This window comes from Streptomyces cellostaticus (assembly GCF_023630175.1).
Lineage (GTDB): Bacteria > Actinomycetota > Actinomycetes > Streptomycetales > Streptomycetaceae > Streptomyces > Streptomyces cellostaticus_A.
In genome coordinates, this window is sequence record NZ_JALLIN010000002.1 from 219321 (window position 1) to 244539 (window position 25219).

Sequence of the window (25219 nt, forward strand, 5' to 3'; positions counted from 1 at the left end):
CCCCACCGGCGCCAACGGCCGCGGATACGACCCATGACCGTATGAGGCCCCTGCGGCGGCGCCGGTTTCCCGCCCGGGCGCTGCGGAGTTGGCGGCTACGACCGCGCCTAGTAGTAACGCCGGGCGGTGTGAGCGGACTCACCGCCGGGAGACCGGCTCACCACTGGGGGACCGGCTCACCACTGGGGGACCGGCTCGCCGGTCGAGCGGTCCACGGGGCCCGGGGTTGCGGTCCCGCTCCTGACGCAGGCGTCGCGGCTTCGAGTTCGGCTCCGGAAGACAGCCGACCGTCATGCTGCCCGACCGCCCGACCGCCCGGCTGCCCTCGCACGGCGTGCGCCCTGCGTCACGGGTGGTCGAGGCGGCTGCCGGAGCGGCGCGCGAGCGCGACGTCCCGGTGCACCGGTCCGGCGGCGTGCCCCTGCCCTCGGTCCGCCGCTTCCCGGGGCGGGTGATGCGGCGGTTTCGGGGCGGGGTCGATCGAGCGCGGGGCCCGGCGGAACGGGACCAGCCGCCGGCCGGGCAGGTCCCTCCGAGGGGCGGGGCCGAAGGGTCAGGTCGCGGGCATCGCGGACCCCAGTCGTTCGCGCAGCGTTGCCGCGAACTCCTCGGCCCGTGTCAACTGGGTCCGCAGATCCGCCACGCGTTCGGCAGCGGCCCGCTCGAAGCCGCGCACCCGTTCCACGCACCTCTCGCGCTCCTCGGCCGACAGATCCCCGTCGAAGTCGAGGCGGTCGGTGGCGTGCAGCAGGTCGCGCATCTGTTCCAGGGTGAAGCCGAGGGGCTTCATACGGCGGATGACCATCAGCCGGGCGACGTCGGAGTCCGTGTACAGGCGGAAACCGCCCTGCGAGCGGGCGGAGGGGACGACGAGGCCGGCCTCCTCGTAGTGGCGGATGGTCCGCAGGGACAGCTCGGTCCGCGCGGCGACCTCGCCGATCTGCATGTGCTTGCTGCCATCCACGTGTCCGACCCGGCCCTTTCCGTACCCAGGCGGTGCCGTGTCCGGCCCACCGCCGATCCCTACTCTAACGTTAGGGTAGGGTTGCCGGTGCGAGGGTCGGCTCGGGGCCGCCCCTTCTCCGTGTGCGGTGCGGGCCTCACGGGCCCGGCTTCCGCCGTGTCGGGGCCGATGCCGCCCCCGGCGAAGAATGACGAGTCCTGCGGGAGAGATGCGTGCGCGAGCTCATGACGCCCGGCGCCGACGCCTGCCCGCCGTGACCCGTCACCTCTGACACCGGCCGGGTCGCGGGCAGCCGCCCGCCACCGGCCCCTCGAAGACTTCCGGCCCGCCTCCGGCGGGCCGACCGCGGCCTGCCGTTCGGCCCGCCGTGTCCTTCCGCGCCCCGAGGGCCCGCCGCCCGGGTGCGCCCGAGCACGACAGGTACTGCGTCCTTGCCTTCCACTGCACTCCCCTCCCGCTTCATGCCCGCCGGGCCGCCGCGCGGCCCCGGCCGGCCGGCCTGGCTGTCCCCGGCCGTGTTCCGCACGGAGGCCCTCGCGGGCCTGGTGGTCGGTCTCGCCCTGATCCCGGAGGCGATCTCCTTCTCCGTGATCGCCGGTGTCGACCCGAAGGTCGGGCTGTACGCCGCCTGCACCATGGCGATGGTGATCGCGTTCGTCGGCGGCCGGCCCGCGATGATCTCCGCCGCCACCGGTGCCGTCGCCCTGGTCGTCGCGCCGGTCGTCCGCCAGCACGGCCTGGGCTACCTGATCGCCACGGTCCTCCTCGCCGGCGTCTTCCAGATCGTCCTCGGCGCGCTGGGCGTGGCCAAGCTGATGCGGTTCGTGCCGCGCAGCGTGATGGTCGGCTTCGTGAACGCCCTGGGCATCCTGCTGTTCACCGCCCAGATCCCCAACCTGCACGACGTGCCCTGGCCGGTCTACCCGCTCGTCGTCGGCGGTCTGGTGCTGATGGTGCTGTTCCCGAGGCTGACCAGGGCGGTGCCCGCTCCCCTGGTGGCGATCGTGATCCTGACCGTGATCACTGTCGCGGCCGGGATCGCGGTGCCGACCGTCGGCGACAAGGGCAAGCTGCCGTCCTCGCTGCCGGTGCCGGGACTGCCGGACGTGCCGTTCACCCTCCACACCCTCACCGTGATCGCCCCCTACGCCTTCGCCATGGCCCTGGTGGGGATCATGGAGTCGATGATGACCGCCAAGCTGGTCGACGACCTCACCGACACCCCCTCCAACAAGACCCGTGAGGCGGTCGGCCAGGGCATCGCCAACATCGTCACCGGCCTCTTCGGCGGCATGGGCGGCTGCGGCATGATCGGCCAGACGATGATCAACGTGAAGAGCGGCGCCCGCACCCGCCTGTCGACGTTCCTGGCCGGGTTCTTCCTGCTCGTCCTGTGCATCGTCCTCGGCCCCGTCGTCTCCACGATCCCCATGGCCGCCCTGGTCGCCGTCATGGTCCTGGTCTCCGTCAGCACCTTCGACTGGCACTCGGTCAGGCCCGCCACCCTCAAGCGGATGCCGATCGGCGAGACCACCGTCATGGTGATCACCGTGGCCGTCGTCGTCGCCACCGGGAACCTGTCCATCGGCGTCGTCGTGGGCTCCCTGACCGCCATGGTCGTCTTCGCCCGCCGCGTCGCCCACCTCACCGAGGTCACCTCGGTCACCGACCCCGACGGCACCCAGGTCGTCTACGCCGTCACCGGCCAGCTCTTCTTCGCCTCCTCCAACGACCTCGTCACCCAGTTCGACTACGCCGGCGACCCCGACAAGGTGGTCATCGACCTCACCGGCACCCACGTCTGGGACGCGTCCTCGGTCGCCGCCCTCGACGCCATCGAGACCAAGTACGCCCAGCGCGGCAAGACCGTGGAGATCATCGGCCTGAACAGTCCCAGCGCCCACCTCCACGACAGACTCAGCGGCGAACTCACCGCCGGCCACTGAGCCGGGCGGGTACGGTCCACGCCCCGTCCCGCGGCGTGGCGGCCCCCCGGGGTGGACGGCACCCGGCCCGGTCCGCGTGCCGGGTGCCACCGTCCTCCCGCCCCGCCCTCCGAGGGGCCGAACGGGTGATGTCCTCTCCTGCGCGTCCGCGCCCGGGGGCGGCGGGCCGCGGCGGCCTCGCCCGGCCCCCGTCGGCGTCGGCGGTCGCGGGCGCCGGCACCGCGGCCCCGCGCGGGCCGCCGCACTCCCCTTCACGCACCGTCACCGTCGGGGGTGCGTGGCCGTACACCTGCGCCTAGCGTCGCGGGTGGGGGCCAGCCAGGGAGTGGACATGAGCCGAGCCAAGCGCAGCAGGACCCTCAGCACGGCCCGCCGGCGGGCGTCGGGGTTCGCGTCCCGCGACGTGACGGCACCCGAACCCGAGTCGTCGCGGCCGACGCCGGCGCCCGGTCACGGCTTCCCGCCCGTTCCCCCGCTCCGGTCCGCGCGTCTGCGCATATCCGGGACCAACCCCTGGTCGGTCACGCTGATGAGCTTCCTCCTCCTGGGCGGCCTGGGAGTGTGCGTCCTCGGCGCGGTGCTCGCCGCGTCGGTGATCGTGGACATCGTGGCCCCCGGCGAGGGGCCGGCGCCGTCGCAGACACTGTTCGTCGCCGCCGTGGCCCTCGCGCTGGAGGTGCTCCTGGGCACCGCCGTGGCAGGCCTGTACAGCCTCATGCACAACTACACCGCGCGGTCCGGCAACGGTGTCCGAGTGACCCTGGCCGACGCCCCCGGCGATCCGGCACCGGCGGGAGCCCGGGGAGACGAAGCCCGGGAGGCGTAGGGCGCCGGCGCGCGGCGTCCGCGCGTGGCACCGGCGCGATCGCGTCCCCGTTGAGCCGGCGGTCGACCGGCGCGACCGCGCGGGCGACGCGGACGAGGGGCCCGGGGACGTTTCGCGGCACCGGTGACGCGTGGGTACGCGGGCCGGCGCACGGCGTCGCCGGACGGGCGCACGAGCCCGCCCCGTCGCGACCGGGGTTTCACCTCGTCCGCCGACGGGTCCGTCGCACCTCCCTGTCGACGGCCCAGGCGTCCGCCACCGGACCGAGGTGGCCGAGCTTGTCGGGGTTGATGACCGAGCGGATGGTCTGGACCCGCCCGTCGAGCACGTCGAGGGCCAGGGCGTGGAGCACCCTGCCGTCCCGGTCGCGGAAGATGGCGCCCGGCCGGCCGTTGACCTCCTGCGGCTCGAACGTCACGTCGACCCGGGCCAGCAGCGGCACGACGGAGGCGAGCAGCCGGGCCACGTTCTCGGCGCCGACGACGGACCTGGCGAGCTGCGGCGCCTTCCCGCCGCCGTCCCCGACCATCTGCGCATCGGCGGCCAGCAGATCCCGCAGGCCGGTGACATCGCCTTCGCTGAGGGCGTCGAAGAACCGCCTCGCCAGTTCCTGCCGCTCCTGACGGTCCGCTTCGAAGCGCGGCCGCCCGGCCTCCATGTGCCGCCTTGCCCGTACCAGCAGTTGACGGCACGCCGCCTCCGAACGCCCCACCGCTGAGGCGATGTCGCCGAACCCGAAGCCGAACACCTCCCGCAGCACGAACACCGACCGCTCCAGCGGGCTGAGCCGCTCCAGAAGCAGCAGCGCCGCCATCGACACCGAGTCGGACAGTTCCGCCGAGCGCGCCGGATCCTGGTACGGGTCGCTCAGCAGCGGCTCGGGGAACCACGGACCCACGTACTCCTCCCGCCGGACCCGCGCGGAGCGCAGCACGTCGATCGAGATCCGTGTGACCGTGGTGGACAGAAACGCCTTGACCGAAGTGGGCCGGGTGGCCGAGGCGTCGAAGCGCAGCCAGGTCTCCTGCACCGCGTCCTCGGCCTCGCTCACACTGCCCAGAATCCGGTAGGCGATCGAGAACAGCAGAGGCCGCAACTCCTCGAACTCCTCGACCTTGTTCACGCCGCATCCTCCTCCGGTGACGCGTCGGTCAGGGTTGGCCCGTCAAGGAGCGGACCTCGGCTGACGCGGCACCAGGTCCTCCCGCCCCGCCGGACGTTCCCGGCACGGGCCGGTCCGATGATCCTCGCGGCCCGTCGGCGGGGCCGTACGGCTCCCGGCCACCAGGGCCCTCGACAACGGCCTCGGCGTCACGGTCCGTTCAGTGGAACCGCCCGGCCTCGTCATCACCGGCGGGCCGGCGGGCGATGACGTTCAGCCGGTTCGCCGTGTTCATGAAGGAGATCAGGACCGCCAGGGCGGTGAGCTGCTCCTCGTCGTAGTGCCGCGTGACACGTGCCCAGACCTCGTCGCCGACCCCGCCGGCCCCGTCCGCGATCCGGGTGGCCCGCTCCGCCAGTTCCAGCGCGGCACGCTCGGCCCCGGTGAAGACGGTGGCCTCCCGCCACGCCGCCACCAGGTTCAGCCGCACCGGGGACTCGCCGGCCGCGGCGGCCTCCTTGGTGTGCATGTCGACGCAGGCGGCGCAGCCGTTGATCTGGCTGACGCGCAGCGCCACGAGTTCCTGCGTCGCGGCCGGCAGCGGCGACTCCTTGAGCACCCTGCCCGCCGACATGAGGTGCTTGAGTGCCTTGGCGGCGCCCGGGTCGGCGAAGTAGTCCAGTCGCGCGTCCATCGCGTCCTCCTCCGTGTCCTTCGGTGGCTACACCCCTGGGACGAGACGGCCCCGCGCCCTGTGACACCGCCGCGTGACACCGGTGCGTGTGATCCGCATGACGCCGCGCGTCCCGGCGGGACGTACCGGAGCGCACCGGACACCTCCGGGACCCGGCACGCGCGTACGGCTCCCGCGTGCTCGACCCCCCGGTGGTGACGCAGAGCGCGTCGGGCGGCGACGGCCGCACACCCGCCGTCCGGATCCGGGCGCCCGCGCTCGGGATGCGGGCCCCGGCATCTGCTGGATACGCTCGCTGGGTGGCCGGGTGACGATGGCCCGAGGCAGGGCCGTGGCGCGGCAGCCGCCCCACCCCGCCCGCGGAAACGAGGACGTCCGCAGTCCAAGCCTCCGCAGTGCTCACGCCTCCACGGGAGGAAGGTCGCGATGAGGTTCACCCGCATCCGTACAGCAAAGGCCGCCGCGGCGGCCGTGTTCGCCATCCCGCTCACCCTCGGAGGGCTGGCGTCGCAGAGCCAGGCCCAGGACGCGTCTCCCAGCCCGTCGGGGACGTTCGGCTCCGGCTGCTCGGCGCTGTCGCAGAAGGTCGACACGGCCAAGGACAAGGTCATGGAGGCCGCGTCCGCCTATCCACAGCTCAGCCAGCTCGTCTCGGCGACGGTCAGGGCACAGTTGACCGACACCCTGGACGGCAAGTCCGACATCACCGTCTTCGCCCCGAACGACCAGGCGTTCAAGAACGTCACCGCCTCACAGCTCGCCTCGCTGCTCAGCGATCCGGGGCAGCTCAAGAAGGTGCTGACCTACCACGTCGTGGACGAGGCGATCACGCCGGACGATCTTTCCGACGGCTCCTTCACCACGGTGGAGGGCGGCAAGCTGACCACGTCGGGCTCGGGCAGTGACTTCAAGGTCAACGGCAAGGCGAGCATCGTCTGCGGCAACATCAAGGCCGCGAACGCCACCATCTACGTCGTCGACCAGGTCCTCCAGCCCCCGTCCTGACCCGCACGCGCGCTGGTTCGCCCCGCCCGCCGGACGGGGCGAACCCGCGCGCGCCGGGCTGTCCGGCCCGCGCTCAGGGCCGGACAGCCCCTGCCGGAGCCGGCCGGAGGCGCGGTGTGATGGAGCGGGGCCGACCCGATGACCGCCGCGCCGACGGACCGAGGTACGCCATGAACCACGCCACCCGCACCGCACAGCCGCACCGCCGGGCCGCGGCGGCCGGCTCGCCACGGGTCGAGCCCGTCCTCCTGGCCGTCACCGCGAGCGCCCTGGCCGCCGGCGGCCTCGCCCGGCTGGCCGGTGCGACCGGCCTCGCCGACCTGCTGTGGGCGCTCGGGACGCTGTCGGCCGTCGTGCCCGCGGCGGGATGGGTGCTCGCCGCGCTGCGGCGCGGCCGTGCGGGCGTGGACCTCATCGCCGTGCTCGCGCTGGGCGGGACCCTGGCCGTCCACGAGTACCTGGCCGGCGCCCTGATCGCGCTGATGCTGGCCACCGGCCGCACCCTGGAGGCCGCGGCCCAGCGGCGCGCCTCCCACGACCTGCGGGCCCTGCTGGAACACGCGCCGCGCTCGGCCCGGCGGCGCACCGGCGCCGGTGTGGCCCCGGTGCCGCCGGCCGAGATCGCCGTCGGTGACCTCCTCGTCGTCGGCCCCGGCGAGGTGGTCCCCGTCGACGGCCGCCTGGAGGACGTCACCGCCGTACTCGACGAATCCGTCCTCACGGGCGAGTCGTCGCAGGTCGAACGGGTGCGGGGCGATCCGGTGCGCAGCGGCGTGGTCAACGCGGGGAGCGCCTTCGAGCTGCGCGCCACCGCCTCCGAGCAGGACAGCACCTACGCCGGGATCGTGCGTCTGGCCCGGGAGGCCGGGGCCGAGTCCGCGCCCGTCGTACGGCTGGCCGACCGCTACGCCGCCTGGTTCCTGCCCCTCTCCCTCCTCGTGGCGGGGCTGGCCTGGCTGATCAGCGGCTCCGCCGTGCGGGCCGTGGCGGTTCTGGTGGTCGCCACGCCCTGCCCGCTGCTGCTGGCCGCCCCGGTCGCCGTGGTCTCCGGACTGTCCCGTGCCTCCCGTCTCGGTGTCGTCGTACGCGACGGCGGCGCACTGGAGAACCTGGGCCGCGCCCGCACCCTCCTGCTCGACAAGACCGGCACCCTCACCCGCGGCCGCCCCCGCGTCCTCGACGTCATCGCCGCCCCCGGATCCAGGCCCGCCGAAGTGCTCCGGCTGGCGGCCTCCGTCGATCAGTACTCGCCCCACGTCCTGGCCCAGGCCATCGTCGACACGGCCCGGGAGCGGGGGCTGGGTCTGGCGGTTCCCGTCGGCGTCACCGAGGAGCCCGGCCGGGGCGCGAGCGGCACCGTCGACGGCCGGCGGGTCTCCATCGGCCGTATCGGCCGCACGGAGGCACGGCCGTCCTGGTCGAGGGCGGTCGAGAACCGTGCGCTCCTCGACGGCGCCGCCGTCGCCTGGCTCTCGGTCGACGGGCGTCCGGCCGGGGCGCTGCTGCTGCGCGACCCCCTGCGCCCCGACGCCCCACGGACCCTGCGCCACCTGCGGGCGGCGGGCATCGAGCGGCTGCTGATGCTCACCGGCGACCGTGCCGCACCCGCCCGCGAGGCCGCCGCCGTCCTCGGCCTGGACGACGTGCGCGCCGAGCTCGGCCCCGCCGACAAGGTCGCCGTCGTGCGCGCCGAACGCGAGCGCGCCGTCACCGTGATGGTCGGCGACGGCGTCAACGACGCCCCCGCGCTGGCCGCCGCCGACATCGGCGTCGCCATGGGCGCCCGTGGGTCCACGGCCTCCTCCGAGGCCGCCGACATCGTCCTGACCACCGACCGCCTCGACCGCCTCGCCGACGCCGTCGGCATCGCCCGGCGGGCCCGGCGCATCGCCGTCCAGAGCGCCCTCGGCGGCATGCTGATGTCCCTGGCCGCGATGGCCGCGGCCGCCGCCGGTCTGCTGCCGCCCGCCCCCGGCGCCCTGCTCCAGGAGGTCATCGACGTCGCCGTCATCCTCAACGCCCTGCGCGCCCTGCGCGTCGACCGGACCGTGCGACCGCCGCTGACACCGGCCGCCGAAACCCTCATCCACCGTTTCGCCGCCGAGCACGACGATCTCCAGGACGTCCTGGAATCCGTGCGCGACGCCGCCGACCGGCTCTCCGAGGATCCGGGCCCCGGGGCCCTGGCCGCCGTCGAGGAGACCCACCGGCTGCTCACCGAGCGGCTGCTCCCGCACGAGTACGCCGAGGAGCACCAGCTCTACCCCGCGCTCGCCCCCACGCTCGGCGGGCCCGAGGCCACCGCCACCATGAGCCGCGCCCACACCGAGATCGAGCGTCTCTCCCGGCGCATCGCCACCCATCTGCAGCTCGCCCACGCCGACGGCGCCCTGGCCCCCGGGCAACTCGACGACCTGCGGTCCTGCCTCTACGGCCTCAACACCGTGCTGCGGCTGCACTTCACCCAGGAGGAGGAGAACTACTTCTCCCTGGCCCCGTGACGGCCAACGGCACGGGGGCGCTTCGGGACCCCGGCACCGGGGGACGGTCGCAGCCGCGCGGACGACGGTCCGGGGGACGGATCCGGTGCGCGCGGTGGCGCGGGCCCCTGCCCGCCCGGGCGGACAGGGCCGGGGGGGAGCGGACGGGCCGTCACCGGCAGGCTCTACCATCCGGGCATGACTGCTACCGACCACAACGGTTCCGTGCTGGACATCGAGATCGGGGCCCTCCAGGGCGGCTCCGCCGATCTGCCGGGCTACGCCGGCCAGGCCGTGCTCATCGTGAACGTCGCCTCCAAGTGCGGGCTGACCCCGCAGTACACCGGCCTGGAGCGGCTCCAGGAGCGCTACGCCGGGCAGGGCTTCACCGTGCTCGGCGTGCCCTGCAACCAGTTCCTCGGGCAGGAGCCCGGCACCGCCGAGGAGATCGCCGAGTTCTGCTCGGCCACGTACGGGGTGACCTTCCCGCTGACCGAGAAGGTCGAGGTGAACGGGGAGGGACGGCACGCGCTGTACGAGCGTCTCGTCGGCTTCGCGGACGGCGAGGGGCACAGCGGGGACATCCGCTGGAACTTCGAGAAGTTCCTGATCGGCCGGGACGGACGGGTCGCCGCCCGGTTCTCGCCGCAGACCGAGCCGGAGGCGGACGAGGTCGTCGCGGCCATCGAGGGGCAGTTGGGCCGGTAGCCACGGACCCGCCAGGCGCGGCCCCGCACCCGCGAAGAGCCCCCTCGGCAAGGACGGCGACTGGTCGAGAGGGCTCCGCGGGTGACGCTTGTGCAGTTGTCGTCGAGCGGCGTCTATGCGCGAGGGGCAGGGAGAGCCACCTAGGCCTTGACCGATGCGACGAAGACGTTCCACGCCTCGGCGGGGAAGGCCAGGACCGGGCCGTCGGCGACCTTGGAGTCGCGTACGGCGAGTTCCGCTGCGGTGGGCGACTTGACTTCGACGCAGGCGCCGTTGCCCGCGGAGTAGGAAGACTTCATCCACGTCTGCGAAGCGCCCTGAATCAGTGCCATGTCCACTCCTGTTGCCAATTGCTGTAGTGCGGTTCACGCCAACCTGGTCGTCCGATTGGCGTGATCGACGCTACCGGGCAACTGCCGCCCACGGAGTAGTCGTTCACTCAAGCGGATGGCATATTCCAAGTGAGCCTTCCGCTGGAGTGGACCAATGGTGTACGCTTCCGCGCCACCTTGGAGCACGACTCAGTCGGCGTACTCCTTGGCCATCTTCGCGATGAGTTGTCGGGACTGTTCCACATTGAGGGACTGTGCCCGCAGATGTTCGTACATCACGGCGTACTTCTGCACGTCCTGCGCCTTCTCCAGGTACAGGTCGCTGGTGACGCCCTCGAGGTACACCACGCTCGAGTCGGCCGCGTCGGTGAACTCCAGGATCGCGTACTGGCCGTTGAGGCCCGGATGGGCACCCACCTCGAACGGCAGCACCTGCACGGTGACGTGCGGGAGCTGGGACATCTCGATCAGGTGCTCGAGCTGCTCGCGCATCACCAGCCGACTGCCCACGACCCGGCGCAGCGCCGCCTCGTCCAGCACCACCCACAGCCGCAGGGCGGCGCCCTCGGCGGTGATACGTTCCTGTCGCCGCATGCGGACCTGTACGCGCTTCTCGATCTCGGCCGTCGACGTCTCCGGCAACGCGCCCCGCACCAGGGCCTCCGCGTAGGCGCGGGTCTGCAACAGGCCGGTCACGAGCTGGGGTTCGTACACCCGCAGCGACTCGGCGTCGGTCTCCAGACCGATGTACACGCTGTACGGGATGTCCCCGAACGTGTGCCACCAGCCCTGCTGTCGGGAGTCGCGGGCCATCTCCATCAGCGAGTCGACGATCCGCTGGTCCTCGACCTCGTACACCCCGCACAGGTCGCGCACGTCGCGCTGGCTGATGCTTCTGCGGCCGTTCTCCAGCCGGCTGATCTTCGACTGCGACACGAGCAGCCGCTCCGCCACCTCTTCGGCCGTCATGCCCTTGAGCTCGCGGAGCCTGCGCAGCTCCTGGCCCAGCCGGCGCCGTCTGACGGTGGGATTGACATTGGACGCCACGGGACGTGCACCTCCGGCTGCCTGCCTGTACTTACCACTTTGTGTATCTGCTGTTGAGCAGATTGCCACCAAGGGGCTTTCCACCGCTGGGAAACGGTGGATATGCAGTGCGTACGCGCCGATTCGGGCGCGGTCCGGCGCTCCGGACACGGCCGAGCGGAGCGGCGGGACCACACGGGTCCCACCGCCCCGCTCGAACCAGCGGCTCCCGTGTCGGGATTCGGGGACTGCGTACCGGTGTCGTGGGGACCGGCGCTGCGGCTCAGTGGGTCACGGCGCGCGCCATGGGCCCGCGGCGCGGCTGCATCGGAACCCCGCGCGCGGGTTCCGCGACGCCCCGGGCCCCGGGGCCCGCCGGGCGGCCGGCCGCTGCCGGACCGCGCCGCGGCTGGGCCACCGCGCCGTTCTGCACGTCCATCACGGCATGCGCGACCAGCCCGCCCATGGGGTCGTGCCGGATCAGGTCCCGGAGCCGGGAGCGGGACGACCGCCCCTCGTTCCCCGGATACAGGTGCTTGCCGAGCCCGACCGCGTGCGCCAGCGCGGCGAGCGCCGCGGTCCGCGGGTCCGGCGGCACGCCGGTGCGGATCGCGTTGTCCAGCCGGACCCGGATCTCCCGGCTGATGGCGGTGTCCGTCGCCTGATAGCGCGTCGTCGGCAACACCCCGCACATCTGGCCCGGCACGGCGGCGACCATGCCGCACCGCTCGAGGTGCGAGAGGTAGATCTGACGGAGCCCCAATCGCGGCCCGCCGATCCAGTGGACGGCACGCACGGGAGCGCCACGCCTTCGCAGCAACTCCAACGCGCAGTCCAAAGTCGGATCTCCAGTCGGCCGTGGCACCACCACGGCGATACGATCCCCGTCAGGGGCTATCCGTCCGGCCAGCGCCAGCTCCACTAGCTGTGCTCCGGCCAGGCCGAGGTCGAGCGACTGCGGCTGCGCAGTGGTACCCGTGGCCGGGTCCAGTGCCAGCAGCAGAAGCTCCTCCGGAATCGTTCTGCGGCTCCTGCCCATCCATGCCTCCCCGCGTGGATGAATGACAGGGTGACCCCTCTCACATTGGTCTGTCGAGGGTGCGTGACCGGTTCGTGAGGGAACCGGTAGGTATGTCGTTCTCGTCTACCGCAGGGGCCAAGTCCTCACACAGGACACTGGTACATGGTTCGGACAGGGCGCGCGAGTGTGCGTGCGGCGCATGGAGGAGGCATCGGTGGCGGGCGAGTCCCCCGACAGGTCGAAGCAGCGCGAGTCGTCGGCGGAATTGACGTCGGGGAGCGAGGGCTCGGTTCCCGGGGCGCGCGATCCGCGTCTCGCGGTGTCCCGGGAAAAGGATTCCTCGGCCGCCGTCGACACGGCGACGAAGATCCTTTCGATGCGGGACGTGAGGACCGCGGACGACGCGGAGGAGTCCGGTCCGCAGAAGCCCGAGGAGGAGCAGGACTCCGATCTCCGGGAGGCGGTCTCGGCCTGGATCCGCTCGGCCGAGGGCCCGGAGCCGGAGTCCGGCTCGGCGGACACCGCGACCGCGAAGGCCGCCTCGCCGGCGGACGAGGACGAGGACACGGAGGCCGGGCCGAGTCCCACCGCGGACACGGAGGCCGGTGAGTCCTCCGGCGAGGGCGTGAGGACCGGGGCGGAGCCCGAGGCGGAGGCCGGTACGGACGACGAAGCCGAGACCGACGGCGACGGCGACGGCGACGAGGAAGCGGGGTCCGAGGCGGGCACCGGGGCCGAGGTGGCCGCGGAGCCGGGCACGACGTCCGGCGGCACCGGGTCCGCGGCCGGCGGGAAGACCGCCACCGGCGCCCGGGCGGGCGACGACGCCGACCCGGAGCCGGACGCGGACCCGGAGTCCGGCAGCGGCGCGGACGCGCAGGCCGGCGCCGGTGACGCCGCCGACGGCCCGAAGGACACCGAGGGCTCCGGCGCCGCCCCCGCGGAGGCTGCCGCCGGCACCGACGCCAAGACCGGGACGGGACCGGCCCCGGCGAAGGCGGACACGGACTCCGACGCGACGGCGGATGCCGACGAGGCCGCCGCGGACTCCGGCACGGCCCCCGCGAAGGCAGGCACCGGGGCGAAGGCCGCCGCCACCGACGCGCGCGCCGAGACCGGGACGGCACCGGCCCCGGCGAAGGCGGACACGGACTCCGACGCGACGGCGGATGCCGACGAGGCCGCCGCGGACTCCGGCACGGCCCCCGCGAAGGCGGGCACCGGGGCGAAGGCCGCCGCCGCCACCGACGCGCAGGCCGAGACCGGGACGGCACCGGCACCGGCGAAGGCGGGCACCGGCACCGAGGCGAAGGGCGCCGCCGCCAGCGACGCCAAGGCGGCCAAGGTCGCCGGTGCGAAGGCCGCGGCGGCCGCCGCCAGGGCGGCGAAGGGCGCGGCCGAGGCGGGCGGGTCCACCGGCGAACCGGAGGACACCGACGGCGGGGACGCCCCGCAGCGGCCCCCCGCGTCCGACGACGAGCGCCGCACGGGCGGTGCGGACGGGAAGACCCCGGCCGCCGACGGCGAGGCGGCGGCCGGGGCGAAGGGCGTGGACCAGCCCACCACCGCCTTCAAGGCCGTACGCCCGAAGAAGCCGGAGGTCGACCAGCCCACCACCATGCTCAAGCTCGGCACGGCCAAGCCGGGGACCGAGCCCGCTCAGAAGACCGGCGCCAAGGGCGCGACCGGGGCCGGGCCCCGGTCCGAGGGCGAGCCCGGGCCCACCGCCCCCGAAGCGGAGCGCACCAGCAGGTTCGTACCGCTGCGCGACTCCGAGCTCACCGCGCCGACGAGCGCCGTTCCGCAGGTCGGCCCCGAGCGCACCACCCAGCAGCCGCTCCCGCCCAAGCCCCCGCTGGACCTGCTGGCCGAGCTGACGAACACGCCCCCGCCGCCCGAGACCCCGGTGCGCTCGCTGGTCCGCCGGGTCAAGATCTGGACGCCGCTGGTCATCCTCCTGGTGATCGTCTTCGCGGTCGTACAGGCGATGCGCCCGCTCCCCCAGCCCACCCTCGACCTCACCGCGAAGGAGTCCTACACCTTCGACGGCGCCAAGACGGACATCCCGTGGCCGGCCCAGGGCCAGGCCGCCCTGGACGTCCAGGGCATCGGCACGTTCGGCTCCTCGGGTACCCAGAAGCCCGTGCCGATCGCGAGCGTCGCCAAGGTCATGACGGCGTACATCATCCTGCGCGACCATCCGCTGAAGAGCGGCGCCGACGGCCCGAAGATCAAGATCGACCAGGCGGCCCAGGACCAGTCGCGGGCGGGCCATGAGTCCACGGTCGACGTCACGGCCGGCGACAGCATCTCGCAGCGCGAGGCCCTGGAGAGCATCCTCATCGCCTCCGCGAACAACGTGGCGCGGCTGCTGGCGCGCTGGGACGTCGGCTCGGAGAAGGCGTTCGTCGCGAAGATGAACTCCACCGCCAAGCGCCTCGGCATGACCGACACCACGTACACCGACCCCTCGGGTCTGACGAACTCGACGGTGAGCACGGCCGTCGACCAGGTGAAGCTGGCCAAGGCCGCGATGCAGGAGCCCGCGTTCCGCGAGGTCGCGGCGATGATGTCGTACGACGACTACAAGGGCGTCAACCGCTCGAACTGGAACCACCTGGTCGGCCACAACAACGTCGTCGGCATCAAGACCGGCACCACCACCTCCGCCCTCGGCAACCTGGTCTTCGCGGCCAAGCAGGAGGTCGGCGGCGAGACGCGGACCATCGTCGGAGCGGTGGTCCGCCAGCCCGCGGGCGGCTCGGACAACACCATCCTCAGCGGGGCGCTGGACGCGGCCGACCGGCTGATCCGCTCCGCGCAGGGTGCGCTGAGGTCGGCGACGGTGCTGAAGAAGGGCGACGTCGTCGGGTACGTGGACGACGGGCTCGGCGGCCGTACGCCGGTGGTGGCCACGAAGGACGTCACCGCGGCCGGCTGGTCCGGCCTGAAGGTGGAGCTGTCCTTCGCCTCCGACGTCGTACCGCACACCGCGAAGGCCGGTACCGAGGTCGGCACGCTCACCGTGGGTGACGGCGGTGCCGGTGCGGTGAAGGTGCCGGTGGCCCTGCAGAGGGACCTGGCCGAGCCCGGCTTCACGGACAAGCTGACCCGCCTGGGCTGAGCCGGCTCCCGGCCCCGCCCGGGACGCACCCCGCCGACGGAGCCCGTCGGCGGGGTGCGTGCTAGCGTCACGAAACGGGGCAGGGCGACGGTCGGGGAACGGGGCCGCGAACTGAACGGGAACCGGCCGGGAACACGAAGGACACGGCCGAGAACAGAAGACGGGACACGGGGAGTGCCTTCAGGTGGCCACAACCGAGCGGACACGCTCCGACGACGCCGATCCGGACCCGGGATCCGGCCCGCGAATACGACCGTCCGCGACTGACACGGACGGTCCTCGCACCGGGCACGCGGACAGCCGTCACGGCGACGGCGCCCCCGGCCCTGCCCCGGCACGGCAGAGCCTGCCGCTCATCCGGCTGCGCCTCGCGGCCGAGCCCCTGCGGCAGCGCCTCCTGCGGCACCCCGTGCTGTCCGTCACCGTCCTCGCGGGCGCCCTGCACATCATCTGGTTCTTCACGTTCGCGAACAGCGGCGGCGACCTGGCGGCCCAGGACGCCTGGGCGGAGTTCGTCGGCCGGCACCCGGACTCGGCGTACAACCTGGCCTGGTACGGCGGCATGCACCCGGTGTCGTACAGCGTGGTGTCGCCGTACCTGATGTCGGTGCTCGGCGTCCGGACCACGATGATGCTCTCCGGGACGGTCTCGGCGGGCCTGCTGACGCTGGTCCTGCTGCGCAGCCGGGTGGTGCGGAACCCGCTGTGGGCCTCGCTCGCCGGGGTCCTGGCGTTCGTCTGCAACGCGGTGTCCGGGCGGGTGACCTTCGGACTCGGCACCATGTTCGCGGTCGGCTCGGTCGCCGCCGTCTTCTGCTGGCCCCACCGGTGGCGCCACAAACGCTGGGCCAAGGCCCTGGTGGCCGCCCCGCTGGCCGCGCTCGCCACGATGTCGTCGCCGGTCGCGGGGCTTTTCGTGGGCCTGGTCGCGGTCGCCCTGTTCCTGCAGAAGCGGCGGCCCGGCGCGTGGGCGCTGGGGCTCGCGCCGTCGGCGGTGGTCGCCGTCTCGGCGTGGGCGTTCCCGTTCTCCGGCACCCAGCCGATGACACTCGGCTCGGTGGTGATGCCGCTGCTGTACGGGCTGCTGTGCCTGTTCCTGGTGCCCAAGGAGTGGATCACCGTCCGGCTCACGGCCGGCGTCTACAGCCTGGGCGTGGTGCTGGTGTGGCTGATCAACTCGCAGATCGGCTCGAACATCTCCCGGCTGCCGATGCTGTTCGCGGGTGTGACCCTGGTGGCCGCGCTGCCCTACACGGTGCCGCGCTCGCGCAAGTGGTACGTGACCGTGCTGGCGTTCCTCGGCTTCGCCGGCTGGCTCGGCTTCAAGTCGGTCGACGACATCGTGCACACCACCCCGGCCGCGTCCTGGGCCCGCGAGCTGGCCCCGCTGGTCAACGAGTTGCAGAACGTGGGCGCCGAGAAGGGCCGCGTCGAGGTGGTCCCGGCGCGCTCGCACCGGGAGGCCTCCGCGCTCGCCCCGTACGTCAACCTGGCGCGCGGCTGGAACCGGCAGGCCGACATGGAGCGCAACCCGCTCTTCTACGACGACACCCTCAACTCGGCGAACTACCACGAGTGGCTCCAGCGGTGGGCCGTGCACTTCGTGGTGCTGCCGACGGACAACCCGGACGGCAGCGGCGGCGGCGAGCGGGAGCGGACGCTGCTGCGGCGCGGGATGCCGTATCTGCGGCAGGTCTGGGGCGACGCCAACTGGCGGTTGTTCAAGGTGACCGACCCGACGCCGCTCGCCGAGCCGGACGCCGTGGTGGACCGGGCCGAGCAGGGCGAGATGACCCTTCAGGTGCGCAGGCCGGGGCGGATCCTCATACGGATCCCGTACTCGCCGTGGCTGAGCATCGTCGACAGCGAGGGCCGGAGCCTGAGGCCGCCGCAGGAGACGGACGCCTCGAAGCACCGGGACGAGGGCGCGCCGCGGACGTACGAGAACGTCAACGGGTGCCTCGCGGAGACGGCGCAGGACGCGGAGGGCGACCGGTGGACGGTGCTGCTCGCTCCGAAGGCCGGCACGTACCACCTGGCCGCGCCGTACCAGTTGCCGCGCGGCACGCCCTGCCCCGACGAGCTGAAGTAGGCCCCGGACCCGGCGCCGGTGCCTCGGGGCGGCCCCGGCGCCGGGTCGGGGGGTCGGTCGGGGGCCGATCGCGGCCCGGGGGACGGGGCGGCGGGAGCGCCGTGGGGGCCGCCGCCGGGACGGGTCAGGCCCGGGGATAGCGGGCCAGCCAGCCCGGTGCGGCCCCGGCGGGTCCGTGCAGGGCGGGGCCCTGGGTCATCTCCATCGCGAAGTCGTCGGCCAGTTCCAGGACGGTGGGGCGGCCCTCCAGCTCGACGAGCCAGGCCGGCGGGAGGGCCGTCTCGCCGTGCAGGGCGCCGAGCAGGCCGCCGGTCAGTGCGCCCGCCGCGGCCGAGGGTCCGCTCTGGTTGACCGCCAGGCACAGCCCGTGGCGCACGTCCTCCCCCACCAGGGCGCAGTAGACGGCGGCGGCCAGCAGTCCGTCGGCGGTGCCGTCGCCGGCCAGTTCCTCCACCCGGCCCGGGCCGGGCATGCCCTGCCGTACCGCGCCGAGCGCGTGCTGGAGGGCGTCGGCGACGGGCTGGTGGCCGGGGCGCGCGGTGAGCAGGACGAGGGCCCGCTGCACGGCGGCGTCCAGGCTCTCGCCGCGGGCGAGGCCGTGCACGATGACGGCGTACGCGCCCGCCGACAGGTAGGCGATGGGGTGACCGTGGGTCTGGGCCGCGCACTCCACGGCGAGCTGCGCCACGAGCTGGGGCTCCCAGCCGACGAGCAGGCCGAAGGGCGCCGACCGGGCGACGGCCTCCGGGCCCAGCTCGCCGGGGTTCTTCGGGGTGTCCAGGGTGCCCATGGCCTCGTCGCCGAGGCCCAGCAGCAGGGCCCGGGTCGGATCCCGGCGGGCGTAGAGCCACTCCTCGCGGGCCAGCCAGCCGTCGTCCTTGCGGCGCTCGTCCGGGCCCCAGTCCCGCTGGGTGGCCGCCCAGCGCAGGTACGCCCGGTGCAGATCGGTCGGCGGATGCCAGGCCCCGGTGTCGCGGCGCACCTGGGCCCGTATCAGCCCGTCCACCGTGAAGAGGGTGAGCTGGGTGTGGTGGGTGACCGTGCCGCGCCGGCCGTGTCCGAAGGCGAGGTCGAGCAGGCCCTCGCCGCCGTACGCGGCCCGGATCTCGTCCAGGTCGAGCGCGTCGGCGGGCCCGCCGAGGGCGTCACCGACCGCCACGCCGAGCAGGGCGCCGCGCACCCGGCTGCGGAAGTCCTGCTGCTCGGCACGGCCCCAGACGGCACCGGACGTCGCCTCCATGCAGGCCTCCTCGGCACCGTCCGTACGTACGACGACCAGCACTGTAATCGACCCGGGACCGCCGGTTCCCGGGGGCGAAACGGTCCCGGCCGGTCATTCCCGTACACCTGTGAGCGCTTCCACCCCGTCCGGGGCGGCGGCCGGGGCCGGGGGCGTGGAGTCTTGGCGCGCTGCCGGGTCGCGGGCGTGAACTCGGCCTGAACCAGGCGGGATTCTGGCGCGATGCGCTGGGGAGAACTCGTCTCGCGGCAGGGAGAATCCAGCCATGACCACCACCCCCGCCCCAGCAGCCACCACCGTCCCGCGCACCTCCGGTTCCGCCGTCCATCTGGCCGCCGGTGTCCTCACCGGAGTCGTCGCGCTCTACATCGCGCTCGTCGCACTCGGGAACATCACCGACTTCGGGACCAACCAGCAGTTCGTACGGCATGTGCTGGCGATGGACACGACGTTCAAGGACGACGACCTGATGTGGCGGGCGATCACCAGCAGGGCGCTCCAGGACACCGCCTACGTGGCGATCATCGCCTGGGAGTCGGTGGCGGCGCTGGTGCTGACGGCGGGCGCGTACCTGTGGGCGCGGCGGGACCGCGACCGGGCCCGGCGGTTCTCCGCCTACGGGCTGCTGATGCTCGTGCTGCTCTTCGGCGCCGGGTTCATCGCCATCGGCGGAGAGTGGTTCGCCATGTGGCAGTCGAAGACGTGGAACGGACTGGACGCGGCGACCCGGGTGCTCGTGCTGAGCGGGGTCGCGCTGGTCGTGAACCTGCTGCCGGACGGCCGGCGCGGCGACGCTAGCTGACGACGGTCACCCTCGCCCCGGTGTCCCCGAAGGACCACAGGGCGGCGCCGTCCTGCTTGCGCATGCGTATGCCGCCCAGCTTCTGGCCGTCGGCGGGCGGGGGCGAGGATCCGTCGAGGGCGTTGGAGAAGGCTATGTTCACGCCCTCCACCTTGGTGAAGTACATCACGTGCTCGATCTCGACGCCGTCCGAGCCCTTGAGGGACTGGGTGCGCAGGGTGACCGAGTACCGGCCGGGCCGCGGGTTCACCGTGCCCGGCCACACCGTGAAGGTACGGGCCGCGTGGCCGGTCGCGTCGACCAGCCACACCCGCTTCTCGCCCACGGAGTAGACGATCCGGCGGCCCGTCCCGGAGCCGTCGGGCAGGGCGGGCGGGGCCGACGGCTCCGGGGCCGCGGACACGTGCGGGCGCGGCGACGCCGACGCCGACGCGCTGGGCCTGGCCGCAGCGGCCGTGGGATGCGGCCCGTGCTCGGCCTGCACGCCAAGGGCGACGACGGCCGCGGTCGCCGCCACCGTCAGACCGGAGACCCAGGCCCACGAGGGCAGTCGGGCAGCCACGGGTACGCATCTCCTCCGCTATGGATCCCCTTGTCGGAACCGGGGTCGGATCATCGTACTCAGTCCGCTCTCAGTCCAGGACCGGCAGCAGGTCGGGCAGGTGGCCGTCGGAGGCCTCGGCCGCCCGGAGCCGCTCCTCGGGCACCTCGCCGTACAGGGTCGTGCGCGGCTTCGCCGGCCGGCCGGCCGCCTCCGCCACGGCGATCAGGTCGCGGACCGACTTGTACGAGCCGTAGGAGGAGCCCGCCATGCGGGAGATCGTCTCCTCCATGAGTGTGCCGCCCAGGTCGTTCGCGCCGGAGCGGAGCATCTCCGCGGCCCCCTCGGCGCCCAGTTTCACCCAGCTCGTCTGGATGTTGGGGATCCAGGGGTGCAGCAGCAGCCGGGCCGTCGCGGTCACCGCCCGGTTGTCCCGGGTGGAGGGGCCGGGCCGTGCGATGCCCGCCAGGTACACGGGCGCGTTCGTGTGGATGAAGGGCAGGGTGACGAACTCCGTGAAGCCGCCCGTCTCGCGCTGGATCCCGGCCAGGGTGCGCAGGTGCCCGAGCCAGTGGCGGGGCTGGTCGACGTGGCCGTACATCATCGTGGACGAGGACCGGATGCCCAGCTCGTGGGCGGTCGTGATCACCTCGGTCCAGGTGGCCGTGGGCAGTTTGCCCTTGGTGAGCACCCAGCGGACCTCGTCGTCCAGGATCTCCGCCGCCGTGCCGGGGATGGAGTCCAGCCCCGCCTCCCTGGCGGCGGTCAGCCACTCGCGGATCGACAGGCCCGTCCGGCTGGCGCCGTTGACCACCTCCATCGGCGAGAACGCGTGGACGTGCATCCCGGGGACGCGCTCCTTCACCGCCTTCGCGATGTCGAAGTAGGCCGTGCCCGGCAGGTCCGGGTGGATGCCGCCCTGCATGCACACCTCGACCGCGCCCACGTCCCACGCCTGCTGGGCGCGGTCGGCGACCTGCTCCAGGGAGAGCGTGTAGGCGTCGGCGTCGGAGCGGCGCTGGGCGAACGCGCAGAAGCGGCAGCCGGTGTAGCAGACATTGGTGAAGTTGATGTTGCGGGTGACGATGTAGGTGACGTCGTCGCCCACCGCCGCCCTGCGCACGTCGTCGGCCACCCGGCACAGCGCGTCCAGCGCCGGGCCGTCCGCGTGGAGCAGGGCCAGGGCCTCGTCGTCGGTCAGGCGGGTGGGGTCGTCGGCGGCCGTGCGCAGCGCCTGCCGTACGTCGGTGTCGATGCGCTCCGGTGCCATACCGGGCACGGCGGCCTCGCGCAGGGCCTGCCAGTCGCCGTACACCTCGTCGAAGTCGGCGCGCCGGTCGGTGGTACGGCCCTCGGTGTCGATCGCGCGGTGCAGGTCCGTGCGGCCGGTGGCGGTGAACGCCTCCTCCGGCTCCTGCCAGGGGCGCCCCTCGACCACCGCGTCCGGCCGCGCGAGTCCGGTCTCCGGGTCGGCGAGCGCGTCGACGTGCGGGCGCAGCCGCGGGTCCAGCCAGGGTTCGCCGCGCCGGACGAACTCCGGGTACACGCAGAGGCGTTCACGCAGGTCGAAGCCGGCGGACCGGGACTTGGCGGCGAGTTCCTCGATCTGCGGCCAGGGGCGCTCGGGGTTGACGTGGTCGATGGTGAGCGGGGAGACCCCGCCCCAGTCGTCGATGCCCGCGCCGATCAGCCGCTCGTACTCTCCCCCGGCGGAGGTGTCCCCGTCGACCAGGTTGGGCGGGGCCTGCAGACAGGCCGAGGGGCCCAGGACCAGCCGGGCCACGGCCACGGTGGCGACCAGGTCGTCGAGTTCGGCGTCCGGCGTGCCGCGCATCGCCGTGTCCGGCTTGGCGCGGAAGTTCTGGATGATCAGTTCCTGGATGCCGTGGTGGGCCCGGGAGACCCTGCGCAGGGCGAACAGGGACTCGGCGCGCTCCTCGTAGGTCTCCCCGATGCCGATCAGCAGGCCGGAGGTGAACGGGACCGAGGAGCGCCCCGCGTCCTCCAGCACCCGGAGCCGTACGGCCGGTTCCTTGTCCGGGGAGCCGAAGTGGGGGCCGCCGGGCTCGGACCAGAGCCGGGTGGCCGTCGTCTCCAGCATCATGCCCATGGAGGGCGCGACGGGCTTCAGACGCTGGAAGTCCGTCCAGGTCATGACGCCCGGGTTGAGGTGGGGCAGCAGGCCCGTCTCCTCCAGGATGCGGATGGAGACGGCCCGTACGTAGGCGATGGTGTCGTCGTAGCCGTGCGCGTCGAGCCACTCGCGTGCCTCGGGCCAGCGGTCCTCGGGCTTGTCGCCGAGGGTGATGAGCGCTTCCTTGCAGCCGAGGGCGGCGCCCCTGCGGGCGATGTCCAGCACCTCGTCGGGGGACATGAACATCCCGTGGCCCGCGCGGCGCAACTTGCCGGGGACGGTGACGAAGGTGCAGTAGTGGCACTTGTCGCGGCAGAGCCGGGTGAGGGGGATGAAGACGCTCTTCGAGTAGGTGATGACGCCGGGGCGGCCGGCCGCCTCGAGGCCGGCGTCACGCACCCGGGCGGCGGACGCGGCGAGAGCGGTGAGCGCCTCGCCGCGGGCCTGGAGCAGCACCGCCGCCTCGGCGACGTCGAGGGCGACGCCGTCCCGGGCACGTTTGAGGGCGCGACGCATCGAGTTCTCGGTGGGGCCGGTTCCGGAGGTCGCGGAAGTCGTCATCCCTTGAGCATACGTTCGGGCTGATCAACGCAGGGGCGGGTCGAGCCGGTACCGGCCCGGGGGCCGTGCGGGCTACCCGGTGCCGCCGCGGGCCGACCGGCGCAGGGCGACGATCTCGGCGACCGCGTCCAGCCAGCGGGCGGCCCGCACCTCGGCCTCCGGGGTGCCGGCGGTCTGGGCGGCACCGCCCAGCCAGTCCCGCAGCAACGCCGCCGGCTCCGCCGAGGGCAGCGGTTCGGGCAGCCCGGCGGCGTAGGCCAGGCCGCCGGACCGGACGACCTCGGCGAGGAAGGCCAGCGAGCGCGGCAGCACGCCCAGCCGGTCCAGGGTGACGGCGGCCGCGATGGCGCCGTCACCGAACAGGGCCGTGTGGAAGGCGTCCTGGGTCAGTCCGTAACGGAGCAGCATGGCGACGTCGGTGGTGGCCAGTACCTCGTCGTCGGTGCGGCTCTCGGGGGCAGGGGGCATGGGGGCCTCGGTTCCGGTCCGGGTCAGCGGACGGTGACGGTGAAGACGTAGTAGCCGGCCACCGCGTCCGGGGTGCCGGTCACGGTGGGGTACGGGGACGGGGACGCCGTTGCGGCGGGGGTGGGGGCGAACGTGGACCGGTCGTCGGGACCGGGGCCGGTGCAGGTGTTCAGGGGGCAGTACAGCAGCCGCACCGTGGCCCGCCCCTTGGCCAGCGCGGTGAAGTCGAAGGACTGGGTGCCGCCCGTGCCGCCGTCGGCGTCGCCGCCGTCGTAGGCCTTGCGCCGGCCCCGGTACTTCAGCACGGCCGGGTCCGGTCCGGGGTCGGCCAGGTACCAGCTCTGGCCTAGGGTCGCGGCCGCCGGGACGGTGAGGGCGAAACTTCCGCCCGGTTCGACGGTGATGTCCCGGTGCCCGGTGCCGTACTCGGCGCGGGCCGGGTCGTCCTTGCCGCACCCGGTGAGGGCGAGCAGGCCGGCGAGGGCGGCGGCGAGGAGAGTGGTGCGTGAGGTCATGGTCGGTCGCTGGTTTCCTGGTCGCGTCAGTCCTGGGGCAGGTGGACGGCGTAGGCGTCGGGCAGTTGGTCGTCGCTGGCCCTGGCCATGCCGCCGTTGACGAAGTCGTCCTCGCTGACCCATGTGGTCCGGCCCCACGGGTTGTAGATCTCCAGCATGTCGCCCTCCTGGCCGACGATCATCATGGCGTGGCCGGACCGGTTGCCCTTGTCGTCGTACCCCTCGACACCGATGGGCACCGGCTTGCCCTCGGCCACCGCCTTCTCGATGTCCGGCAGCACGTTGCGGCGGGAGCCCGCGTCGCGGACCTCGTGCAGTTCGTAGGAGCTTCCGGTCTCCGGACTGATCTCCTTGTTGACGACCTCGGTCTTGCCGTCGAGGCCCATGCCGTTCCAGCCGTCGCCGCCGTCGCCCTCCTCGTGCACCCGGTGCTGTTCGTCCACCAGGCGCCGCCGGAACGCGGCCGGGTCGTTCTCCTGGCCGCCGGGGCCGCCGGTGAGCGAGAGGGCGTAGACGGGGTCGACCATGGCGCGGGCCGTGACGGTGGACGAGGCGACGCAGGTGCCCTCGCGGCCGTCGCCGCCCTGGGCCCACTGCTGGGAGCCGAAGCTCTGCAGGTCCGTGTTGACGTTGGAGCCGTCGGCGTTCGTCCCCTCGTCGTCGAGGCTGTCCCCCTGCGTGGTGATCGGCGACAGGTGCTGCTGCAGCCACGCCGGGTCCTTGCCGTGGATCTTCCCGCCGAACGCCTCGATGTCGTCGACGTCGTGCCCCGCGGCCAGGGCCTTCATGAGATACGCCTTCTCCTGCGGGGAGGAGGCGTTCGCCAGGAGGTGCTCCATCCGGGCCCGGTCGGCCGGCGACAGCTTCTCCATGGCGCGCCCGGAGCGTTCCAGGTCGTTGGCGGTCAGGATCTCGTTGTAGTCGGCCTCGCCGGCCGGTCCGCTGGTGTCGGCGAGCATCAGCCGGTCGACGGCGGTCAGGTCGTCGGTGCGCATCTTCCCGGCGCGGGACTCGGCCGCCCACTTGTTCAGGTCCCGGGCGGCGGCGCGCACGGCGTCGTCCGCGGCGACTGCGGCCTTGTGCATCAGGTCGATCCCGGCGGTGGCGACGGTCCGGGCCGCGGCGACCTCCCGGTCCTCCTCGTCGGTGTCGACCATGCGGTCGAAGAAGCCGTCCCGGCCGCCGAGTTGCCGTTTGGCGTGCTCCATCCTGGAGCGGCCGTCGGTGTCCTGCCGCTGGGCGTGCCCGAGGGCGTCGGCCAGCGTGAGCAGTGCCCTGGCGCCGCCGGTGAACGCCTCGGCCATCCTCGTCGCCTCCCTGGCGGCGGCGTCCACGGCGGCGGCGGCGAGCACGCCGGTCTCACCGACCCACACCTCGGGCAGGCCCGTGCTGGACACCTTGGCCGCCCGGTCGTGCACGTCGGCGGCCTTGCCGATCTGGTCGCGGTAGGTCCTGCCGAGCGATTCGAGCGTCGCCGTGTCGCCGGCCGGCGCGGAGGCGAGGAGCGCGCTGTCGATCCGGTCCAGCAGGTCGTTCTTGGAGCCGGCCTTCGGGATGCTCTCGCACAGGCCGGACAGCCAGGCACGTCGGCCGGCCGGGGTCTCGGCGGGCCGCAGGAATCCGGTCATCGTCGCGTCC

The 25219-nt window shown here is 73.5% G+C and carries 20 protein-coding genes; 8 read left to right on the forward strand and 12 right to left on the reverse strand.

Going from position 1 to position 25219, the window contains the following annotated elements; translation table 11 throughout:
• Nucleotides 1-553: 553 nt before the first annotated feature.
• On the reverse strand, nucleotides 554-946 hold the full coding sequence (locus MXD57_RS02145; protein ID WP_250399543.1) for a MerR family transcriptional regulator: 393 nt from the start codon (nucleotides 944-946) through the stop codon (nucleotides 554-556).
• A gap of 479 nt (nucleotides 947-1425) precedes the next feature.
• Between MXD57_RS02145 and MXD57_RS02150 the strand changes: the two genes are divergently transcribed.
• Together MXD57_RS02150 and MXD57_RS02155 are read left to right on the forward strand one after the other, a co-directional pair.
• Nucleotides 1426-2910 (forward strand): SulP family inorganic anion transporter, encoded by a 1485-nt coding sequence (locus MXD57_RS02150; RefSeq protein WP_250399544.1) that lies wholly within the window; start codon nucleotides 1426-1428, stop codon nucleotides 2908-2910.
• Nucleotides 2911-3241: 331 nt separating this feature from the next.
• A complete protein-coding gene (locus MXD57_RS02155; RefSeq protein ID WP_250399511.1) occupies nucleotides 3242-3736 on the forward strand; it encodes a hypothetical protein in 495 nt (164 codons plus the stop codon).
• Between the two features lie 199 nt (nucleotides 3737-3935).
• Here the strand turns inward: MXD57_RS02155 and MXD57_RS02160 are convergent, their stop codons facing one another.
• Nucleotides 3936-4859, reverse strand: coding sequence for an RNA polymerase sigma-70 factor (locus tag MXD57_RS02160; protein ID WP_250399512.1), 924 nt, complete (start codon nucleotides 4857-4859; stop codon nucleotides 3936-3938).
• 199 nt (nucleotides 4860-5058) lie between these two features.
• Entirely contained in the window at nucleotides 5059-5532 is a 474-nt protein-coding gene (locus tag MXD57_RS02165; RefSeq protein ID WP_250399513.1) for a carboxymuconolactone decarboxylase family protein, read from the reverse strand.
• A gap of 426 nt (nucleotides 5533-5958) precedes the next feature.
• Here MXD57_RS02165 and MXD57_RS02170 point away from each other — a divergent pair, with 426 nt between their 5' ends.
• From MXD57_RS02170 to MXD57_RS02180, 3 genes are all read left to right on the forward strand, one after another.
• Nucleotides 5959-6537, forward strand: coding sequence for a fasciclin domain-containing protein (locus MXD57_RS02170; RefSeq protein ID WP_250399514.1), 579 nt, complete (start codon nucleotides 5959-5961; stop codon nucleotides 6535-6537).
• 170 nt (nucleotides 6538-6707) lie between these two features.
• On the forward strand, nucleotides 6708-9038 hold the full coding sequence (locus MXD57_RS02175; RefSeq protein ID WP_250399515.1) for a heavy metal translocating P-type ATPase: 2331 nt from the start codon (nucleotides 6708-6710) through the stop codon (nucleotides 9036-9038).
• A gap of 177 nt (nucleotides 9039-9215) precedes the next feature.
• On the forward strand, nucleotides 9216-9725 hold the full coding sequence (locus tag MXD57_RS02180; protein WP_250399516.1) for a glutathione peroxidase: 510 nt from the start codon (nucleotides 9216-9218) through the stop codon (nucleotides 9723-9725).
• 140 nt (nucleotides 9726-9865) lie between these two features.
• Here MXD57_RS02180 and MXD57_RS02185 read toward each other — a convergent pair whose 3' ends face one another.
• The 3 genes from MXD57_RS02185 to MXD57_RS02195 form a co-directional block, all read right to left on the reverse strand.
• Nucleotides 9866-10057 carry a DUF397 domain-containing protein gene (locus MXD57_RS02185; protein WP_250399517.1) on the reverse strand — a complete coding sequence of 64 codons (192 nt, stop codon included), beginning with the start codon at nucleotides 10055-10057 and terminating at the stop codon, nucleotides 9866-9868.
• 189 nt (nucleotides 10058-10246) lie between these two features.
• On the reverse strand, nucleotides 10247-11104 hold the full coding sequence (locus tag MXD57_RS02190; RefSeq protein WP_250399518.1) for a helix-turn-helix domain-containing protein: 858 nt from the start codon (nucleotides 11102-11104) through the stop codon (nucleotides 10247-10249).
• A 262-nt stretch (nucleotides 11105-11366) separates the two neighbouring features.
• Nucleotides 11367-12122, reverse strand: a complete 756-nt coding sequence (locus tag MXD57_RS02195) for a GOLPH3/VPS74 family protein (protein WP_250399519.1) — start codon at nucleotides 12120-12122, stop codon at nucleotides 11367-11369.
• Nucleotides 12123-12303: 181 nt separating this feature from the next.
• Here MXD57_RS02195 and MXD57_RS02200 point away from each other — a divergent pair, with 181 nt between their 5' ends.
• Both MXD57_RS02200 and MXD57_RS02205 read left to right on the forward strand, forming a co-directional pair.
• Complete coding sequence (locus MXD57_RS02200) at nucleotides 12304-15228, forward strand: D-alanyl-D-alanine carboxypeptidase (protein WP_250399520.1); 2925 nt, start codon at nucleotides 12304-12306, stop codon at nucleotides 15226-15228.
• Nucleotides 15229-15412: 184 nt separating this feature from the next.
• Nucleotides 15413-17320 (forward strand): MFS transporter, encoded by a 1908-nt coding sequence (locus tag MXD57_RS02205; protein ID WP_250399521.1) that lies wholly within the window; start codon nucleotides 15413-15415, stop codon nucleotides 17318-17320.
• A 124-nt stretch (nucleotides 17321-17444) separates the two neighbouring features.
• Here MXD57_RS02205 and MXD57_RS02210 read toward each other — a convergent pair whose 3' ends face one another.
• On the reverse strand, nucleotides 17445-18560 hold the full coding sequence (locus MXD57_RS02210) for an ADP-ribosylglycohydrolase family protein (RefSeq protein ID WP_250399522.1): 1116 nt from the start codon (nucleotides 18558-18560) through the stop codon (nucleotides 17445-17447).
• A gap of 265 nt (nucleotides 18561-18825) precedes the next feature.
• Here MXD57_RS02210 and MXD57_RS02215 point away from each other — a divergent pair, with 265 nt between their 5' ends.
• Complete coding sequence (locus tag MXD57_RS02215; RefSeq protein ID WP_250399523.1) at nucleotides 18826-19362, forward strand: DUF2165 domain-containing protein; 537 nt, start codon at nucleotides 18826-18828, stop codon at nucleotides 19360-19362.
• Here the strand turns inward: MXD57_RS02215 and MXD57_RS02220 are convergent.
• From MXD57_RS02220 to MXD57_RS02240, 5 genes are all read right to left on the reverse strand, one after another.
• Nucleotides 19355-19924 carry a hypothetical protein gene (locus MXD57_RS02220; RefSeq protein WP_250399524.1) on the reverse strand — a complete coding sequence of 190 codons (570 nt, stop codon included), beginning with the start codon at nucleotides 19922-19924 and terminating at the stop codon, nucleotides 19355-19357. The two genes, MXD57_RS02215 and MXD57_RS02220, sit on opposite strands and share 8 nt — an antisense overlap.
• A gap of 70 nt (nucleotides 19925-19994) precedes the next feature.
• Entirely contained in the window at nucleotides 19995-22598 is a 2604-nt protein-coding gene (locus MXD57_RS02225) for a bifunctional FO biosynthesis protein CofGH (RefSeq protein ID WP_250399525.1), read from the reverse strand.
• Nucleotides 22599-22670: 72 nt separating this feature from the next.
• Nucleotides 22671-23066, reverse strand: a complete 396-nt coding sequence (locus tag MXD57_RS02230; protein WP_250399526.1) for a hypothetical protein — start codon at nucleotides 23064-23066, stop codon at nucleotides 22671-22673.
• A gap of 23 nt (nucleotides 23067-23089) precedes the next feature.
• Nucleotides 23090-23581, reverse strand: coding sequence for a protease inhibitor I42 family protein (locus tag MXD57_RS02235; RefSeq protein WP_250399527.1), 492 nt, complete (start codon nucleotides 23579-23581; stop codon nucleotides 23090-23092).
• Nucleotides 23582-23607: 26 nt separating this feature from the next.
• Nucleotides 23608-25209 (reverse strand): peptidoglycan-binding protein, encoded by a 1602-nt coding sequence (locus MXD57_RS02240; RefSeq protein ID WP_250399528.1) that lies wholly within the window; start codon nucleotides 25207-25209, stop codon nucleotides 23608-23610.
• Between the last annotated feature and the right edge of the window lie 10 nt (nucleotides 25210-25219).

What these genes read in the sequence shown, in the direction of transcription:
- MXD57_RS02175 (WP_250399515.1), top strand. Translation starts at nt 6,708, where the DNA reads ATGAACCACGCCACCCGCACCGCACAGCCGCACCGCCGGGCCGCGGCG.
- MXD57_RS02210 (WP_250399522.1), bottom strand. Translation starts at nt 18,560, where the DNA reads ATGGAGGCGACGTCCGGTGCCGTCTGGGGCCGTGCCGAGCAGCAGGAC.
- MXD57_RS02170 (WP_250399514.1), top strand. Translation starts at nt 5,959, where the DNA reads ATGAGGTTCACCCGCATCCGTACAGCAAAGGCCGCCGCGGCGGCCGTG.
- MXD57_RS02215 (WP_250399523.1), top strand. Translation starts at nt 18,826, where the DNA reads ATGACCACCACCCCCGCCCCAGCAGCCACCACCGTCCCGCGCACCTCC.
- MXD57_RS02185 (WP_250399517.1), bottom strand. Translation starts at nt 10,057, where the DNA reads ATGGCACTGATTCAGGGCGCTTCGCAGACGTGGATGAAGTCTTCCTAC.
- MXD57_RS02165 (WP_250399513.1), bottom strand. Translation starts at nt 5,532, where the DNA reads ATGGACGCGCGACTGGACTACTTCGCCGACCCGGGCGCCGCCAAGGCA.
- MXD57_RS02180 (WP_250399516.1), top strand. Translation starts at nt 9,216, where the DNA reads ATGACTGCTACCGACCACAACGGTTCCGTGCTGGACATCGAGATCGGG.
- MXD57_RS02145 (WP_250399543.1), bottom strand. Translation starts at nt 946, where the DNA reads ATGCAGATCGGCGAGGTCGCCGCGCGGACCGAGCTGTCCCTGCGGACC.
- MXD57_RS02150 (WP_250399544.1), top strand. Translation starts at nt 1,426, where the DNA reads ATGCCCGCCGGGCCGCCGCGCGGCCCCGGCCGGCCGGCCTGGCTGTCC.
- MXD57_RS02230 (WP_250399526.1), bottom strand. Translation starts at nt 23,066, where the DNA reads ATGCCCCCTGCCCCCGAGAGCCGCACCGACGACGAGGTACTGGCCACC.
- MXD57_RS02155 (WP_250399511.1), top strand. Translation starts at nt 3,242, where the DNA reads ATGAGCCGAGCCAAGCGCAGCAGGACCCTCAGCACGGCCCGCCGGCGG.
- MXD57_RS02235 (WP_250399527.1), bottom strand. Translation starts at nt 23,581, where the DNA reads ATGACCTCACGCACCACTCTCCTCGCCGCCGCCCTCGCCGGCCTGCTC.
- MXD57_RS02225 (WP_250399525.1), bottom strand. Translation starts at nt 22,598, where the DNA reads ATGACGACTTCCGCGACCTCCGGAACCGGCCCCACCGAGAACTCGATG.
- MXD57_RS02200 (WP_250399520.1), top strand. Translation starts at nt 12,304, where the DNA reads ATGGAGGAGGCATCGGTGGCGGGCGAGTCCCCCGACAGGTCGAAGCAG.
- MXD57_RS02195 (WP_250399519.1), bottom strand. Translation starts at nt 12,122, where the DNA reads ATGGGCAGGAGCCGCAGAACGATTCCGGAGGAGCTTCTGCTGCTGGCA.
- MXD57_RS02240 (WP_250399528.1), bottom strand. Translation starts at nt 25,209, where the DNA reads ATGACCGGATTCCTGCGGCCCGCCGAGACCCCGGCCGGCCGACGTGCC.